A 17,631-nucleotide genomic window follows, 5' to 3' on the forward strand; every position below is an offset into this window, starting at 1 on the left:
GTTTCATTCCAGTGTGACGTTTCATCTCATCCGCATGCAGGAAGCTGCAACGAATCGACAGCTCATCTCGCCCCTGAAGACATGGGATCAAGGGGATTTTCGGGTTATCCGAGTTTTTCGATGTGGATTCCTGGTAACAGAGATGAATGCTCGCAACCACCTGCGGCGATCGACGTTTCCCTTATGTGTCCTTTTGTTTATTTGTGTGCGTAGTGCTTCTATTTCCGTAAGATCAGGACTCTTCAATCTCCAGGGTCAATAGAATTTTGATCTTTCCGGCCTGGATGTCCTCCCTGGTCAGCTTCAGAGTAAGAGGCAGGGTACGGGGTTCCTGAGGCGGAGTTTGAAGATCCTGTTTTGGACTTTCCGTTACAAGATCGGCGGCAACCTCAATCTGCAGGTCTCCACCCACTGGAGGCTGAGGCGGTGAAAGCGGCTGCCCCATTGGAGTTTCCTGTTCCAGAACGTTTTCGCTTTCTTCCGGGAGAAAATGATCCTGAGGCTCGGCACCCGGTACCTGTTCTGTCTGTTGTGAATTCTTCATCTCGGACTCTTGAGATCCGAGATCCAGAACCGGTTCCTGCATGGACACATCCGATTCAGGCGCTGGAGATGGGCTGAGGGGCTCCTCCTCAAAATGGATGGGAGACGAATGGGTATCCTGGGGGACTTCCGTGGTCGGGAGCAGATCGGGAACATGGCTGATCACAGGGGCAGAGGCTTCGTTTTGAAGGTTCTCCGCTGGAGGAGGAATTTCATGGCCGGCAACTTCCGGATGGTCTTCCCCTACTTCTTCAAAGATGAATTCGTCGGAACTCTGATCTGTGAAGAGGCTTTTGCGATCATCCTGCTCCGCCTCGTCCTCCCATACAGAGTCCGGGGTTTCATCAAAATCCATCATCGTTGTCCTCCTCTGTTCCCGTTGCTTTTTCTGTCCAAATTCAATTTCATCGATCGACAGAGTATCGCCTGCCGTCAGGCCATGCTGCTGAATCACTTCATGCAGGACATTCCTTGTAATGGACTTCAGGGTTTCGAGAACATTGAATCCTGTTGTGGCAATGGCCTCATATTCTGTATGCCCGGTCTTATTCAATGCGGACTGGAGTTGTTCCAGGGGCAGCGCATTGGGCAGATCCCGTTTATTGTATTGAATGACAATAGGTACGGTATCCGGACGCACACCGTGCTCGTTTAAGTTGTCACTGAGGTTCTTCAGGGATTCGATATTGGCATCATAAGCAAAGTCCTGTGAATCTGCCACAAATACGACGCCATCTGCTCCTTTGAGCACCAGCTTTCTTGTCGAATTGTAGTACACCTGGCCGGGAACGGTATAGAGCTGAAGCCGAACCTTCATGCCTCGAATCGTTCCCAGATCGAGCGGAAGAAAGTCAAAGAAAAGGGTACGATCCTGGTTGGTTGCAAGGGAAATCATTTTACTTTTGGAGTTGGACGGAAGAGTATCGTAAATAAACTTCAGGTTGGTTGTCTTCCCACAAAGCCCCGGGCCGTAATAGACGATCTTGAGAGTGACTTCCCGCGAAGAGTAATTAAAGAGGACCATTTTCGGGCCTACCTCGACCAGCGCCCCGGAATCCAGTACCAGCCGGAATCGCACTTTTCCCATTTTCCCGGAATCCAGCGTGTTCCTGCTCTGGGGCGTTTCTTACAATGACCCGGTAACCATACATACTGCCCATTCTTCCAGGCCCAGGCACCAGGAACCCAGTCTTTTCCTTCCGCACAGGGGTGGGTCTTCTCCACTTTGATTTTCGGAGGCGGTACGGAAACATAGGTAATGGACGCACAGGAAAAAGTCATCAGGACCACCAGCCATGAAGCTGGCAGGATTGTTCCACGCAATATTCCTGTGCTCGGTCCACTCATCATCTTATTATACCGTGCTTACGCATTCCGGTAAAACACGATCTTTCCATGATCCCAATTCAGACAAGTTTAAGCAGATGACCGAGTTTCTCCTTTTTGGTTTCCAGGTACTTCCGATTATCACTGGTGGGTAATATCTCAATGGGTACCCGTTCAATGATCTCAAGACCATACCCATTGAGAGCAACATATTTCTGGGGATTGTTTGTCATCAACCGCATGCGCCGAACCCCAAGGTCCCTGAGAATCTGTGCACCAATGCCGTAATCTCTTTTATCGACCGGAAGACCAAGCCGGGTATTGGCTTCAACGGTATCGGCCCCTTCATTATCCTGGAGTTCGTATGCTTTCAGTTTATTCATCAATCCGATTCCTCGACCTTCCTGAGTCAGATAGAGGAGAACACCCCGTCCTGTGGCTGCGATCGAGAGGAGGGCGAGGTGAAGCTGGTCTCCGCAATCACAACGCAGGGAATGGAAGATATCGCCCGTAACGCACTGAGAATGAACACGAACCAGGACGGGCTCATCCATGGTCAGATCGCCCATTGTCAGGGCAAGGTGTTCTTCCCCGGAAATTTCAGAGATATAGGGGACAGCTGTAAAATCTCCGAATTTCGTGGGGAGTCGAACAGAAGCAATTCGCCGGATATTCCGCTCGGTTTTCATCCTGTGGCGGATAATATCGGCCACGGTGATCATTTTCAGCCGATGTTCCGTGGCAAAGGCTTCCAGATCGGGGAGCCTCGCCATGGTACCGTCATCCTTCATGATTTCACAGACCACGCCCGATGGATTCAACCCGGCAAGCCGTGCGAGATCCACGATAGCCTCTGTATGGCCGGCTCTGCGCAGTACTCCCCCTTCCTGAGCACGCAAAGGAAAGACATGCCCGGGACGAGTAAGGTCACCGGGGCCCCGGGACGGATCAATTGCGGTAAGCACAGTCACTGCACGGTCGTGCGCGGATATTCCGGTGGTCACGTTTTCACGGGCTTCAATGGATACCGTAAAGGCCGTCTTGTGCGTGTTTTTATCCTCGGGAACCATGTGGGTCAGGTTCAGGGCCTCACATCGTTCTCCCGTCAGGGCAAGGCAGATGAGGCCGCGCCCATGTTTGGCCATGAAATTGATAATCTCAGGCGTGACCTTCTCCGCTGCAACACAAAGGTCACCTTCATTCTCCCGATCCTCATCATCGACGATGACAATGATTCTTCCCGTCTGCAACTCTTCGATTGCAGTTTCGATCGTGGCAAAGGTCATAGGCGCGTCCTTGCTGATGGGTTACTCGACAACTGTAAAGTCGCGGGCTTTTTCCCACTCCTTTCCGGAGAGCTTGTCCTTTACAGTCATCTTGTAGGTATAGGCTCCCGGTTCCAGCTTGAGATCCATACCGATATTGTACGCCTGCCCAAAGGCGTACCGGCCCTCAGCCAGCATGGTGGGCTGCACTTCCATTTCCGCGGTTTTTCGGACTCTTTTACCATCCGTATAAAATTCGATTTTAAATGTCAGCTTGGGTATGCCCGCTTCATCGAGCTTGGGGAAAAAGACGTTGCCAAATCCCCACAAGTCCTGCGAAACCTTAAAAATGTTGTCGGATTTGGGGACGACCTTGATCCCTCCAAAGGCATAGGCATCGGTGACAAACTGGGCCTGTGAAAGGGGTTTGACATCACAGGAGAGGGTAAACCAGAGGCCTTCCGACGTATCCTGTGTGTAGTCGGGAATGGTCACCTCTTCCAGCTTTGAAAAATCAATCGATCCGTCTGTCTTCCCCAAGGAGACGCCAAGCTTGTACGCTCCGGGAAGAAGGATAATGGAACGGTCAACATAAAATCCGCCGGGTGTCGATATCAGAGCCACGTCCTCTTCCGCTTTGACGATGGGAAGGCCGGAAGCATCTTCCACGTAGTAGGCCACGTGTTGCTCAGGAGCCGCGCCGGACCATTTCGCTTCGGGGAGGAAGATGTGAACGGCAAGGAAGGGGGTATCCCGATCGGCGAAAAAGGGCGCGATTTCCAGAAATCCCTTTTCAGTATTGGCGGAAGCTTCGCCTTTCACGAGATTCATGGTGTGCGTGAGAAGCGCAGAGGGACCTAACACTACGGCTTTTGCGATCACGGGCGCTTCTTTGAGATCGGCATGAAGGATCGTGCACTCCTTGGCCAGCTCAATGGACTGCAAAACCTGGGCAACTGTGCGATCCATGGTGAAGTCCTTGGCTTTCTCTTCCTTCAGAAACTTGAACATGACCTCGTGCTGCTGGACACAGTTAGGCAGGCGATCTTTCCGGTATATCCAGATTTCTATCTGTCCGGTGACGAAGGCTTTACCATACTTTCCTCCGCCTGACCCTTCAGAGGTCACCCCGATTTCATCGGTGCTCCCCGAAGCCCCCTGGTAATCCGACACTTTTCGTGCCGTGGGGGGGCCGAAGACGATAAAAATCTTTCCGCGGTCAGTCATGGATCCCTTTTGGAATTCAGTACCGAAATCCCTGTCTGCCACGGCAACTCGAACGTCAAAGAGGTCCTTGTATTCGTTCGTGGCGGTTTCCGGAGTCGGATCCCGGCGGGCCCAGAAAAGGGCAATATATTCTTCAGCGTCAGCATCGGTTTTTATCTTCTTAAAGTCTTTAACTTCATCCTTGGTCATCAGGTGAGAAGCAGGACCTTCAGCGAAATCGGCGTACTTGCCTTTGTACTTCGCCCAGATGCTCGGAGAGACGAGGGTGAGGAAAATGAACAGTGTAATGAGTCTTTTCACAATAACCTCCTTAATCGGAAAGCTTAATTATACCAACTTTTGAAAGACAAACCTGCAGGATGGGTGGCCCAGAGCGACGCATGCCTCCTCTTTGCAATGGTACGCACCGGATCCGGCTTCGGAGACCGAGAGAAGATCCAGCCAACCTCGATAAAAAATATAGATATTGGCCAGGCAGTCATTTCGACCTGCTTCAGGAGGATCCAGGGCTTCCATAATCCACTTATCCTTTGATTCACGCACCTGATACAGACGGTAATTATAATAGGATTCCACCATCTGTGCCTGTTTCTTAAAGAAATCACCGCTGCTGCTGCTCTTGAAGTAATGGGTAAAGGTGCCTCGTACCTTTTGTCGGATATAACTGAAATGACCCGCACGGCAGAAAAAGGGCAGGTTATCCCCGTACATTTTCTGGCTGTCGAAGAGATGGGCGTCATCGGCAATCACCTGTTTGGATGCCAGAGTCATGAATGCCTGGAGAAGGGAATAATCCACAAGCGTTATAAAATGCAGCGGAGCCCGTTCCTTTTGATCGTGGGTAATCCGCTTCATCAACTCGTGGAAATGGTCCTTCTCCTCCGGGTTTGTCACCTGCTTTTCAATTAACTGGTTAAATGAATTCCGCCAGATCTCCTTGATCTTCACACCACTCAATCCCATCTGGCTGGCCAATCCCATGGCAAATTCCCTTCTACTCGTGAGCGTATAAAGGCTCATGTTGAGTCGAGGAAGATGCCTGAAAACGTATCTGGGTTGAATCACATTCTTAATCGTAAGCCGGGTAAGTCTCAGTCACAGACCGGCATCAGCCTAGTCGTAGACCGGCGTCAGCCAACCCCAGAGATCTTCAGCCTCACCATTGATCACGGCGAAAAAGGCGTCCTGAAGTTTCTTCGTGACCGGTCCGCACTTCCCTTCACCGATAACAATTCTGTCCACACTTCGTATCGGGGTCACTTCGGCTGCCGATCCCGTAAAGAAGAGCTCATCGGCAATATAAAGCATCTCTCTGGGAATCTTCATTTCATGGACTTCGTACCCCAGGTGGCGACCCAGTGTGATAATTGAATCCCTTGTAATCCCCGGAAGAACCGAGGTGGACAGGGGCGGTGTATAGATTTTTCCCTTGTGAACGGCAAAGAGGTTCTCTCCGCTGCCTTCGGAAACCATACCAAAGATATCAAGGGCGATCCCTTCCACGTATCCGTCGGCGATGGCTTCCATCTTGATCAGCTGAGAATTCATATAGTTCGCAGAGGCTTTGGCAAGATACGGGAAGGTGTTGGGCGCCATGCGGTTCCAGGAAGATACCCGGACATCCACGCCCTTTTCCAGGGCTTCCGGTCCAAGATATTTACCCCATTCCCACACCGCAATCATGACATTCACCGGGCATGGAGTCGGATCTACTCCCAGCGCGGCAAAGCCTCGATATACAAGGGGGCGGATGTAGCAGTCCTTCAGATTATTTTCACGGATGGTATCGATACAGGCCTGATTGACCTGCTCTTTTGTAAAGGGCACTACCATCCGGTAGATCTTGCATGAATTAAATAGACGGTCGGTATGGTCCTTCAGCCTGAAAATCCTCGGACCCTTGGGAGTGTTGTAACAGCGGTCTCCCTCAAAGAGACCAGAACCGTAATGAACCACGTGGGAAAGTACATGAATTTTCGCCTCATCAAAGGGCACAAATTTCCCATCCATCCAGATTTTGTTACATCCTCCGAATCGCGCCATAGGTCCTTCCTCCTCTGTCTAAATTTAATCCGCCTCGGGATTGCTGGTCAAACGGTTCACAAGATCCGGTGCGGCGGCAACCGGCCTCTTGCTCATCATATCAACAAAGACATGTTTTGTATAGGCCTCCGAGCACAGTTCTCCGTCCTTGTGAATCTCGTAACAAAAGGTCATTGTACGGCGTCCGGTTTCGCTCACCCACACCGAGATTATGATCTCGTCATCGTACTGCACAGGCCTTCGGTAGCGGACCCAGACCTCTGCCACTACGAGACCCGTACCTTCCCTTTCAATTTCACGATAATCGACACCCCGCTCCCTGCAATATTCCGTTCGGGCAATTTCCAGCCAGGTAGGATAGGTGCCATAGTAGGCGACGCCCATCTGGTCAGTTTCCGCATAACGGACCCTTGTACGTACCGCGGATTTCGAATGGATCAAGGCCTGACTCCCGAACCGATCAGGTATTTGAAATCTTCGTCGCTCCAGGACATTCCTCCGCCGAAGAAGATCGAATCCCTGTTATCCGAGAGCATGTCATCCCACCCGGCAAGCACATAGAGGTTGGGGTGGAAATAGTATCGGCTCAGGAGCCTCAGGTGGAAACTGGTATCATCTTCCCTGGAAAAATCGAAGGCTTCCATCGTCAGGGTGAGCTTATCGGTAATCGGCATATAATCGACACCCACGCCTCCCGTGCTCTGAATGATCCCTCCCCGCAGTTGAAATCTGTCAAGGGACCAGCCGAGCATCGCGGTCCAGGTATAGGTATCATCGTACTTGACCTTCCGGGTCGTTTCCGTAAGGATCGTACCATCGTCCAGTGTGGTTGTTACCGTTTCATCCTTGATGCTTCGTTTTCCGTCTGGATCATCCACGACCTCAAGCATGTAGAAGCGGTTCGATCCGGGAGAGAGCTTCAGGCCAAAGGCCGTTCTCGATTCCTCGATGTCACTCAGGTACTCTCCCCGGAAACCCAGATCCAGTTTCCATTTTTTGATTCGGCCCAGGGAATCCTGAAGGGAGTCCGCCCCTCCCTTCACCGAGTTCAGGGCAGACACTAACGTATCGTGGGTCGTGTCCTCCTTCAGGAGCTTTCCTACCGTCCCCTCTCCTCTTTCAAGCCCTTCAAGTATGTTGCTCAGGCTTCCCAGCGATGCGTTCAGCCGTGTACTGGCTTCCTTTACCTGAACCATGGTGCCGTCCACGTTGGAACGATTGTCTGCAATCAGGGTATTCAGCTGACCGACAAGCTCCTGAACCCCTTCTAAAATAGCGGGAATCTGGCGGCGTATATCGGCCGTCGTAGCTTCGATGTTCCCCGTTGATGCCGAAACAGCGGATCGGTTTTCGGCGATAAGTGTCTTGATTTCGTGTGTAAAATCTTCGACATTCTGCACAATGCGGTCAAGGCGGTCCGCACCGGCAGCCCCTCCAAAGGTCGAACTCAAGGAAGCGGAAAGCTGTTTCACGTCTTCGCCGATCGAAGTGATCAATTCCAGAATGCGGTCATAGCTCACCGGACTGTGCCCCTTGAGAACCTCTTCATCGGGGAGAAGGCCATGACTTGAATCTCCCGGAAAGAGCTCCACGTACTTATCGCCAAGCAGACCCATATTTCTAACAGCGGCACTCGCTCCCTGGCTGAGAGCCAGCTGACCGTCAATCAGCAGGACAACTTCGGCATGATCTCCCAGGAGCCGGATGGAATCCACCTTCCCGACCCTTACACCGGCGATGCGAACTGCAGACTTTTCATCCAGTCCGGCGACATCTGGAAAAACGACCGTGATTCGCTTGAACCCCTTGCGGCTTATGGGCATGTCCTCGATCTTAATGATGAAGACACCGGCGATAACGAGCACGACAAACATAAAGACACCGACCTTGATCGCGTTATTCATATGCGCTCCTCCGTTAGCGGCCCCTCGAGGCTTGCGGTCACAAACTGTTGTACAACAGGATCCTGACTCTTCATGAATTCTTCCGGTGAAGTCGAGAGGATAATTTTCCCGTCATATAACATGGACACTGTATCTCCAATCACCCGGGCCGCTTCCAGGTCATGAGTAATGGTAATGGACGTAATATTGCTCTTGAGCGTCAGTCGCCGGATCGTATGGGAAATAACGGCGGTCATGACGGGGTCGAGACCGGTTGTCGGTTCGTCAAAGAGCAAGATCTCCGGCTCAAGGCTGATGGCGCGCGCAAACCCGACACGCCTTCGCATACCTCCGGAAAGTTCCGCCGGATACCGGTCATCAATTCCGTGCAAATTGACGATATTCAGACATTCGTCGACGCGTTCCGCAATCTCCGCTTGAGGCATATGGGTGTGTCGACGCAAAGGAAAGGCCACGTTTTCAAAGACCGTCATCGAATCAAAGAGGGCTCCCTCCTGGAAGCTCATTCCGAACTTTCGGCGTACCCGATTCAATTCATTATCGGAAAGGCCTGTGATCGATTCTCCATCGACGATCACGTCCCCGTCATCCGGCGCCATCAGGCCGATCACATGTTTGATGAGAACACTCTTCCCTACTCCGCTTCCACCCATGATGACCATGGAAGTTCCCTCGGGTATATCCAGGTTCACTCCGGCAAGAACCCTCTTTTCACCGAAGGATTTCCACAGATCAAGTATTCGGATTTTCGGTTCCATAGTCAAAAGAGCAGCTTGGTAAGGAAGAAATCCGACAGCAGAATGACGAGACTGGCCATGACAACCGACTGGGTCGTGGCGCGTCCTACGCCCTCGGCTCCTCCGGTGGTGTAATACCCCTTCATACACCCGGTGACGGCGAGAATGATACCGAATACTGCAGCCTTGATGACCCCGGAAAAGAGGTCATCCAGATCCAGAAACTGAAAGGTGGAATCCATATAGATCACGGGATTGGCTCCCATCAGATTAACGGAAACGAGATAGCCTCCCATGATTCCAACACCATCCCCCATCACGACAAGAAACGGGAGCATGACGGCCGTAGCAATAACACGGGGCACAACAAGATAGTGAATCGGGTCCGTAGCAAGGGCCTGGAGGGCGTCCAGCTGTTCGGTCACCCTCATCGTACCGATCTCCGCCGCCATGGCAGATCCGACTCTGCCGGCCACCATAAGTGCAGCCAGAACGGGAGACAATTCTCTCAGCATTGCGAGAGATACTACCGAGCCCACATAATTTTCAGCATGGAATCGTTGAAAGCCTTCAAAGGTCTGAAGGGCCAGCACCATTCCGGTGAAAAGTGCAGTAAGGAAGACGACGGGTATGGAATCCACACCGACCCGGGTCATCTGCCGGAACCATTCCCATATATCGTAGGGAGGCCTTAGACCCCAGGTTACGGTTTTGTAAAGCACGATAAAAAATCGGCCGATATTCTCGTACGTCGCATCGACAAACGCCAGAAACCGTTTCAGGGACCGTCTCAAAATACGTCTCCCGCAGGCTCTTCCTTCCAGTTCATGAACTTTGTATAGTCCTGTAAAAAAACAAGATGGGCAGTTCCGGTGGGGCCATTTCTCTGTTTTGCAATGATTACTTCCGCGAGACCCTTTTTATCCTCGGGAGTGTCTTCCTTTTTGTAATACTCTTCCCGATAGAGAAAGATGACGAGGTCGGCATCCTGCTCCAGGGCTCCCGATTCCCTGAGGTCAGCCAATTGCGGACGAGAATCCTTCCCCCGACGTTCCGGCTGACGGGAGAGCTGGGAGAGGGCTACGACAGGGATACGAAGTTCCTTGGAAAGTGCCTTGAGATTCCTGGAGATGTCAGCCAGTTCGAGGTTCCTGTTTTCAAACTTGGCATGGGAGCGCATTAACTGCAGGTAATCGATCATAATGGCATCCAGACCGTGCTCCTTCTGAAGACGGCGGGCCTTGGAACGGACTTCGATAATATCCACACCGGCTGTATCATCTATGAATATTCGGGCACGGGAGAGTTTATCCGTCGCGGCCGCTAGATGCCGGTAATCTTCCTTGGACAAAAACCCCGCTCTCATCTTCTGCAGATCGACTTCGGCCTCGGCACACATAAGGCGGTATCCCAGCTGCTCCTTTGACATCTCGAGGGAGAAGAACCCGACACTATACCCGTAGGTAATGGCCATATTCTGAGCAACATTCAGGCAGAACGACGTCTTTCCCATTCCGGGACGCCCTGCCACGATAACCAGGTCCCCGGGCTGAAATCCGCTCGTATAGTCATCCAGCTTGATGAAGCCTGTGGGCAATCCTGTGACATGCCCCTTTCCCCGTTCCATGTCCTCAAGCATTTTCAGGTTATCGGCCACAACGTCCCGGAGGCTGACAAACCCCCGATTCAAAGAACCTTCCGCAATATCGAAGACGCTCTTTTCCGCCGAATCCAGGATAGACCGAGCATTCTGACGACCCGTCAGACACATGCGGATAATTTCACCGGAAGAGTGGATCAGACTTCGGAGCGTGGCTTTTTCTTTGACAATATCTGCATAGGTGAGGATGTTTCCCACATCGGGAACCATATCCACCAGTCCGGAGATATAGGCGACACCCCCCGCTTTTTCCAGAACACCCTTTCGACTCAGCTCATCCTTGAGCGTAACAAGATCGATCGGCTTATTTTCCTGGGAAAGTTCGAGCATGATCCCGAAGATATGCTGATGTTCCTGGAGATAGAAATCCTCGGGCCGTAAAAAGGAAGCGACCTGATTGAGCGTCTGCTCATCCAGCAAAACCACAGCCAGAAGCGATTTTTCTGCTTCAACGTGGCGGGGTACTTCAGAGACGCTCATCGGGGAAGAGGAATCCATGGAGGGACATTATCCCAGAAAATGCAGTAGACATCTACTGCGGCTTGAAACCCCCACCATCTAAGGATCTACCCGTTCGCTCCCCACCGTATGGACGATACTGACTCGTCATTCCCTCAGAGTGGGCCCTGTCCGGTACGGTTACCAGCCCCTAGTTACAACCCCTTTTGCATTATCGGGTTTACACACATCCCGGACTGCCCGGATTGAGAATGAAGTGCTTTCCCGCAGAATTGTGAGTGGAATCGGCTCAGGGCCTGTAAGCGCGATATTTTCGAACAAATCCTGATGGATTATAAGATAGTTTTGTCTTTCGAAGCCCTTCAATTCCCAGATCCTGTTCCCGGTTGATCAGCTCGTACTTATCGGGAAGGATGGAGGCGAAACTCTGATTGACGAACTGATAGAGTCCCTTGTATTCCGCAATGGCCTTCTCGAAATGAACGGCAAACATCGTACCCCTTGCCATCTCCTCACCCAGGAGGTAAGCTGCCGGGCTTCCATCCACATAGTAGATCAAACCGCAGAGCTGCAGAATCTCCATCCGCTCCAGCGCTTCCTGTGCCGCCTTGAAGTCTCCGGGTTCGTCTCTCTGGGAACGCCAGTCTCGTAAAATTTCCATAGCATCCGCCGTGTAATCTTCCAGAAGAGGCCGGGCCTCATAGGTGTAACGATGGACGAAGCCCCGGATCAGGTTTTTCTTTTTGTGAAACTTGCGGCCGGGCAGTTCGGCCAGATCATTCCTGGAGTACAGATAATCATAGTTATCCCGGTCATCGATAATCGAAAATCCCAGTTCTTTCAGATCTTCTGCCTGGGACTCGTTCACACACTTAATCATCCGATACCGGGAGAGAAGCTCATGGATCTTCTTTTCTGAGGGCAGGGCCAGAGGAAGCATACAGAAGGGGCCTGAAGAATCGATCCCCGTGAAGAGCAGGACTCCATCTTCACTCATGGACCATTGATATCCGTATTTTTCTCGAAAGAGATAGATATTTGCAAAGGAGAATTCAGAAATTCCCTCCGGGAGACTTCGCAATACCGGGTGGAGGAATTCCCTGTCCTCAAAGGTGATCGGAGACAACGCTTCTCGGTACACAGCCATGGGGCGACATTATACATGATCCTGCAACTTCCCATTTCGATCAGGATTCGAAGTGGATCTTGCCGATATACATCCTTCCAGACTTCCGTTTCCACAGGATGTCCATTACAATCTCCATGTGAAAGGATCCTCGTACCGCCTTAAGCTCTGGGAGCGCTTCGGTCTCAAGATTGTGGACTGGATCTCCATAGGAATCTACAAGTCCTGCCGAATTCAGATTGAAGGATTTCACCACCCCCAATCGGTTCACCGTGAATCCAGGCCTGTGGTCTATGGGATCTGGCACGGACATCAATTTCCCCTTCTTCCCTTCATGAGGTGCCAGGGGATTGGTGCGATCATATCTCAATCCCGTGATGGTGAGCTCATCGCCCATCTGGTTTCGGGCTGGGGGTACAAAACCTATCGCGGATCCTCCAGCCGCGGGGCGGTTGCGGGACTGGTCGGATTGATCCAGCATGTTCGACATGGCGGAGACGGTGCGGTCACGGTGGATGGTCCCAGGGGGCCAATTCATGAGCCGAAACCGGGAATCTTCACCGTGTGCAGGAAGACGGGGGCCGCCCTGATCCCCATGGCGGCACGGGGAAGTGGACTGATCCGTCTGAAATCCTGGGACCGCTTCGCTGTCCTGAAGCCCTTTTCCTCCTACACGATTGTCTTTGGTCCCCCTCTGAACCTGGAAATGGATGACGGAATCAACGCCGAAAATTTAAAAAATGCTCTTCTCTCCCTGGCTCCAGAGGGATGATCACACTCCCCCACCCCACAATTCTTGCTCCACTGGCGGGATATACGCACATTGATTTCCGTCTTCTGGTCCGCCGGATCGGTGGTGCGGGACTGGTCGTGGGTGAATTCATCTCCAGTGAAGCCCTCAGCCGGGGGATTGACCGGTCTCTAGCCAGACTCATCGTCCATCCGAAGGAGCACCCCGTTTCCCTGCAGATCTTTGGATTTGATCCGGTTCGCATGGCTGAATCGGCACGGATGGCCGTTGCGGCCGGGGCGGATATCATCGATATCAATGCCGGGTGTCCCTCCAGAAGGATCCTGAGATCCAGGGCCGGAGCAGCCCTCCTGCAGGACCTGTCAAGGCTGGAGGAAATTCTCCATGCGGTTATCGAGGCGGTCAATGTTCCCGTCACGGTCAAAACCCGCTCAGGATTTTCAGAGGAGCGTGAAACCTATCTCGAGGTGGCCAGAATTTCAGAGAAAGCAGGGGTTCAGGCCATCGCACTCCATCCCAGAACCGCCCTGCAGGGGTACCGGGGCCGAGCCAACTGGGAGCATATTCGCATTCTGAAAGAATCGACCTCCTTACCGGTATGGGGAAACGGGGACATCTCCGGAGCGGGTGACGCCCTGCGCATGGTGGAAGAAACTGGATGTGATGCCGTCATGGTGGGAAGAGGTGCCCTTAGAAACCCCTGGGTATTCGAGGAAATCTCTGCAGCATTAGAGGGTCGACCCGGTCACGCTCCGTCACCCGGGGAGAGACTGGCCCTGATGGCGCAATGGCTGGAAGAGGCGAAGTGCCCTCGATACCGGGCGATTCCCCTCCTTATTCAGGCTTCCTATGGATTCGACGGAGCCCGAATAGTTCGAACGCACCTGGCCAGTCGATTGCGGCAAAGTGAACCCGATCCGTATGTCAATCTGCTGAAGTGGGCACGTTCACAATAACAATCGATCTCCAGGTGCTCACAATGTGAGCACAACCTCCTGGCATTTTGAAAAATGTTACATATTGATACATGGCAATTTTTCTTTTCAATCCATCCACCCTGGGGGAATACAATATACACCCAAATTATAAGGACTTTTTCCATTCGCCTGTAAATATTTCCCCATCTGGCATAATGTTTGCATATGTTTTTTTGGTATTTTCTCGGGGGGCTCCAGGAACGAAACTGTGAAGGAGGTCGTATATGTACGATCGAGGGTGTGTCGTTTCTGGTTCATCACGATTCTTATTCCTGTTGAATGATTGCGAAGTATTATCTCTGCATTCCCGGGCCGCACGATCCGGGCTTTCTATCGTGTGCCTGTGCGTTTCCTTTCTCTTCCTCCTTCTCCTTTCACCCCATCCTCTCATGGCCCAGTGCTCCCCTGTGGCTGACACAGACTTGCAAGCCACAAAGAATGCAGGAGAAGTGGTTTTGACCTTCACCACGAATTTCTGGGACGTGCAATCACACTCGGTATTTCGCGAGACCTCGGCTCCCGACATTACGCTTACCCAACCCTGGCGGACGATCGACATGCCCGATCATGCAACGTCAGAACTTATCCCCGATGACCCGATCGTCTTTTACAGAGTCCTTCCCAATTTCGGCAATTTCTTTACTGTAGACTGGATCGGCGTCGGACCCGACCTGACTGATGACGGTTTCAAGCCGGCTCCGCTTCTCCCCTACGCAGACGGAATTGAAGACCTCGGCCTGAGCGCCGACCCTGCGGAATTCTGGGTCGAAGTAAACAGCCTGATGAACTGCATCCCCGACCATGTTGAGCTCTTCCTGGACCGGAATGATGACGGGGATTATGAAGATGCCGGAGAGGTGATTCCTCTCACGGAGGATGATCCTTCCGATGTGACCACCTTCAATGGAAAGCGGTACCGGGTTTTCCTTCCCGATGGATCGATCAGTCAGCCGGCCTACGAAGCGCCTGGAACACCTCCGGGGCCGACGTCCCCCCTCTATGCGAGGGATGAGTTCGGAAATATCCGCTGGGCAAAGGTGGACGGAACGGGCACAATGCTCTATCGATTCCGTGCGGGAGATTCGACGGCGGAGGCGGGAGGCCCGGCAACGGCAGATACACCCTTCACATTACTTAATACGGCATCGGAACTGATCCAGAATCTTGGCATCCCCCTGGTTCAACAGGGTGACTGCAGCTACGATACCGACTGGCAGACCGCACTTGCCTACTTCGAGGAGGCGGAAGCTCTTCTGAAACCACCCAGTCCATACAACCTGGCCCCCGTACCGGCCCGGCATCCTGACTACCTGAGCGCCATGATGGCCTCCGTCATTTCGGAAACCGCCTATACAATGCGAAACTACGACACTCTTTTCCAGAGTGACCCGGGCAAGCTCTACCGGGATGTCATGTCGGACTGGATCGACTTCGCGAATGAGCAGAGCGCACGTCTCGATGCCATAGCCCTTAACGCCCCCAGCGCACCGGATCCGGCTGCCTGGAAGCTGAACTTCCCGAAATTCTGCATCTACACCGAAGACGGCGCGGCTCCTCTGGCTGCCGCCCGTTCGATTGTTTTATCACGATATTCCTCCGCCCTTTCTGATCTGGATACGGCCATAACCACAAGTCTCTTCCCGATCTCAAAAAAGCTTTCCACCCCGGCCGCATCCGGACCGTTACGAGATTCTGAACCTGTCTATATCTTTGGAGACAACGTGGACTCCATGGCGGAGTGGGATCGATCCGATGCTTATCTCCTCAAAACTCTTGCCCTCTCCATCCATGCCGCAGCCGCGGGCTATCGCATCTACGAAGACCCCTCCGGCACTGCCGTGACTGTGGCTGACCTCGACTGGATCGAAACCGCCCTTCAACCGGAGGATGATGCACGGGATCATGCGGAGTGCGATCCGGAACCGTGCCCGCCCCTCAACGGAGTGGACGATGACGGGGACGGGCTGGTGGATGACCTCGGCTTTGCGGCCCGTGTCGTTGAGATGTTTCCGGGCCTGGGAATCTATACACCGGATGGTGCGCTTACTCTCGAGACGGTGGCGAATGATTCAAGTTCGATCATCCACTCTCTCAGGGAAGGCATGCGGCTTGTCCTGAAAGAATCCGACAACCAGACGGGAACGGGCAACGTGAACGACTACGCCGATGCCACTCTGATTTATGCTCATAACTACGGACGTCCTCCCACCTTTGAGGACACCTGGAGCTATACAGACGGTTCCGGTGTCTCCGACGGCCTTCCCGATCTGCAGTACGGCGTGGACGACATTCTCCCGATTGCCTGGTGCCCGGAAGACGGGATTCAGCATGCCCCTCCGATGGACATTCAGGGGGGTCTGGGTGAGGACATCGAGTGGTGGACCGATCAGATCATCGATTTTTACAACGAATACTCTGGTGAACTTCCCCTCGATCCTGACTGCTATCCCCAGGCATGGGCCTATACCGTGCTTGTCTGCGACTGGGGCTGGCAGTGGCAGAGATCGGTCCTCCCTGCAGGGGATCCGGATCACATCTGCTTTAATTTCCGCGACGATGTCGAAGATCTGCTCGCGGAATATGATGTCGACCCGGCCGATCTTGGTCCCGATTTCCAGGCAGTCCTGGAGTATCTGGAATGCATCGATGTGAGGCAATTTGTCGATGACCCGGAAGACATCAGGGACTACCTGCCCTACACGTGCACGGACGCAGGAATCCTTCCCGCCGGTGAAACAGCTGATGCATGCGATTCCGCTGGCACTTATGCCTTCAATGGATTTTTCGGGGACTGGGATGAACCCATGGATCCCATCGTTCCGGATAAATTCTGGACGATCGAACCTTTTTCCGTCCTCACCCAGGATGACCACGGACTGAACAATGAACCGTCATGCGATATGGGAGATATTGGTTTCGACACGGACTGTATCGTCGCAAGCTGGGATGACAAGAACGGAAACGGACAGTTCGATCTCTTCGAACCGCTCCTGATGGCGGACAGCGAAACACCGCTGCACTGGATCGACCTGAACAATGACGGCCAGTGGAACGGATGGACCGATGAGTCCCATCTCAAGGTGGACCCCGCCTACTACCAGGGCCTGGGACTTCCGGAACCCGCCGACCCCGGAACCGGCCTCTACAACGGACTTTACATCTATTTCAAAGACCCCACCTTCGGCGGCAGGTTCCCCGACATGACGAATGAAGACCTCAACAACTTTATCGGCACGGCGGCAGGATGGTCCGCAGGTCCGCTGGAGTTCCCCTTCGACAACCACCGTCCATCGATGGGCGGTCCGGCAATCGTGGCCTGCACCGCTCCGGGAGCCAACTACTGCTTTCAGGCCAATGCCACGGATGCCGATGGCGATCCGATCCGCTATAAGCTGGTCGTTCCCTCCCTCTGGACGGATTCCGCCTGGCCCTACCAGGGCCATGAAGTCCTCGTGGACGGCCGGGTTACGGGCAGGTATGAGCTCCAGGTCCCGATTGGAGATACGTGGGGTCTCATCCTGCTGGCCTACGACAACGTGAACAACCTCAATGACATCACCGGCGTCTACCTGGAAGTGACCCGGTAAGGGTTCGAGCGACAGAGGAGGTTGAT

13 protein-coding genes and 1 pseudogene are annotated in these 17,631 nt (G+C 53.0%); 3 read left to right on the top strand and 11 right to left on the bottom strand.

What is annotated here, in order from left to right:
• Nucleotides 1–979: 979 nt before the first annotated feature.
• From PLD04_02550 to PLD04_02600, 11 genes and pseudogenes are all read right to left on the bottom strand, one after another.
• Nucleotides 980–1,567: pseudogene (locus PLD04_02550) on the bottom strand (GTPase domain-containing protein).
• 382 nt (nucleotides 1,568–1,949) lie between these two features.
• A complete protein-coding gene (locus PLD04_02555; protein ID HXK67200.1) occupies nucleotides 1,950–3,155 on the bottom strand; it encodes a bifunctional 3,4-dihydroxy-2-butanone-4-phosphate synthase/GTP cyclohydrolase II in 1,206 nt (401 codons plus the stop codon).
• 21 nt (nucleotides 3,156–3,176) lie between these two features.
• The gene (locus PLD04_02560; protein HXK67201.1) at nucleotides 3,177–4,661 is read right to left on the bottom strand and encodes a GWxTD domain-containing protein; all 1,485 of its coding nucleotides are present in this window, start codon (nucleotides 4,659–4,661) and stop codon (nucleotides 3,177–3,179) included.
• 27 nt (nucleotides 4,662–4,688) lie between these two features.
• Nucleotides 4,689–5,426 carry a hypothetical protein gene (locus tag PLD04_02565; protein HXK67202.1) on the bottom strand — a complete coding sequence of 246 codons (738 nt, stop codon included), beginning with the start codon at nucleotides 5,424–5,426 and terminating at the stop codon, nucleotides 4,689–4,691.
• A gap of 48 nt (nucleotides 5,427–5,474) precedes the next feature.
• A complete protein-coding gene (locus PLD04_02570) occupies nucleotides 5,475–6,404 on the bottom strand; it encodes a branched-chain amino acid transaminase (protein ID HXK67203.1) in 930 nt (309 codons plus the stop codon).
• A gap of 24 nt (nucleotides 6,405–6,428) precedes the next feature.
• The gene (locus tag PLD04_02575) at nucleotides 6,429–6,845 is read right to left on the bottom strand and encodes a thioesterase family protein (GenBank protein HXK67204.1); all 417 of its coding nucleotides are present in this window, start codon (nucleotides 6,843–6,845) and stop codon (nucleotides 6,429–6,431) included.
• The gene (locus PLD04_02580) at nucleotides 6,842–8,308 is read right to left on the bottom strand and encodes an MlaD family protein (protein HXK67205.1); all 1,467 of its coding nucleotides are present in this window, start codon (nucleotides 8,306–8,308) and stop codon (nucleotides 6,842–6,844) included. Before PLD04_02580 ends, PLD04_02575 begins: the two co-directional genes overlap by 4 nt.
• On the bottom strand, nucleotides 8,305–9,066 hold the full coding sequence (locus PLD04_02585) for an ABC transporter ATP-binding protein (GenBank protein HXK67206.1): 762 nt from the start codon (nucleotides 9,064–9,066) through the stop codon (nucleotides 8,305–8,307). The genes PLD04_02580 and PLD04_02585 overlap by 4 nt, the downstream gene beginning before the upstream one ends.
• A gap of 2 nt (nucleotides 9,067–9,068) precedes the next feature.
• Entirely contained in the window at nucleotides 9,069–9,839 is a 771-nt protein-coding gene (locus PLD04_02590) for an ABC transporter permease (protein ID HXK67207.1), read from the bottom strand.
• Entirely contained in the window at nucleotides 9,836–11,203 is a 1,368-nt protein-coding gene (gene dnaB / locus PLD04_02595; GenBank protein ID HXK67208.1) for a replicative DNA helicase, read from the bottom strand. The genes PLD04_02590 and dnaB overlap by 4 nt, the downstream gene beginning before the upstream one ends.
• A gap of 250 nt (nucleotides 11,204–11,453) precedes the next feature.
• Complete coding sequence (locus tag PLD04_02600; GenBank protein ID HXK67209.1) at nucleotides 11,454–12,311, bottom strand: DUF2156 domain-containing protein; 858 nt, start codon at nucleotides 12,309–12,311, stop codon at nucleotides 11,454–11,456.
• Nucleotides 12,312–12,429: 118 nt separating this feature from the next.
• On the opposite strand from PLD04_02600, the gene PLD04_02605 reads away from it, so the two are divergent.
• The 3 genes from PLD04_02605 (at nucleotide 12,430) to PLD04_02615 (ending at nucleotide 17,605) form a co-directional block, all read left to right on the top strand.
• Nucleotides 12,430–13,062, top strand: a complete 633-nt coding sequence (locus PLD04_02605) for a lysophospholipid acyltransferase family protein (protein ID HXK67210.1) — start codon at nucleotides 12,430–12,432, stop codon at nucleotides 13,060–13,062.
• Nucleotides 13,059–13,997 (top strand): tRNA-dihydrouridine synthase family protein, encoded by a 939-nt coding sequence (locus PLD04_02610; protein ID HXK67211.1) that lies wholly within the window; start codon nucleotides 13,059–13,061, stop codon nucleotides 13,995–13,997. The genes PLD04_02605 and PLD04_02610 overlap by 4 nt, the downstream gene beginning before the upstream one ends.
• A gap of 245 nt (nucleotides 13,998–14,242) precedes the next feature.
• On the top strand, nucleotides 14,243–17,605 hold the full coding sequence (locus tag PLD04_02615; GenBank protein ID HXK67212.1) for a hypothetical protein: 3,363 nt from the start codon (nucleotides 14,243–14,245) through the stop codon (nucleotides 17,603–17,605).
• Nucleotides 17,606–17,631 lie beyond the last annotated feature (26 nt).

Source organism: Thermoanaerobaculia bacterium (assembly GCA_035593605.1).
Classification (GTDB): domain Bacteria; phylum Acidobacteriota; class Thermoanaerobaculia; order UBA2201; family DAOSWS01; genus DAOSWS01.

Coding starts and splice junctions, on each gene's coding strand:
- PLD04_02555 (HXK67200.1), bottom strand. CDS start 3,155: ATGACCTTTGCCACGATCGAAACTGCAATCGAAGAGTTGCAGACGGGA.
- PLD04_02570 (HXK67203.1), bottom strand. CDS start 6,404: ATGGCGCGATTCGGAGGATGTAACAAAATCTGGATGGATGGGAAATTT.
- PLD04_02580 (HXK67205.1), bottom strand. CDS start 8,308: ATGAATAACGCGATCAAGGTCGGTGTCTTTATGTTTGTCGTGCTCGTT.
- PLD04_02585 (HXK67206.1), bottom strand. CDS start 9,066: ATGGAACCGAAAATCCGAATACTTGATCTGTGGAAATCCTTCGGTGAA.
- dnaB (HXK67208.1), bottom strand. CDS start 11,203: ATGGATTCCTCTTCCCCGATGAGCGTCTCTGAAGTACCCCGCCACGTT.
- PLD04_02600 (HXK67209.1), bottom strand. CDS start 12,311: ATGGCTGTGTACCGAGAAGCGTTGTCTCCGATCACCTTTGAGGACAGG.
- PLD04_02610 (HXK67211.1), top strand. CDS start 13,059: ATGATCACACTCCCCCACCCCACAATTCTTGCTCCACTGGCGGGATAT.
- PLD04_02615 (HXK67212.1), top strand. CDS start 14,243: ATGTACGATCGAGGGTGTGTCGTTTCTGGTTCATCACGATTCTTATTC.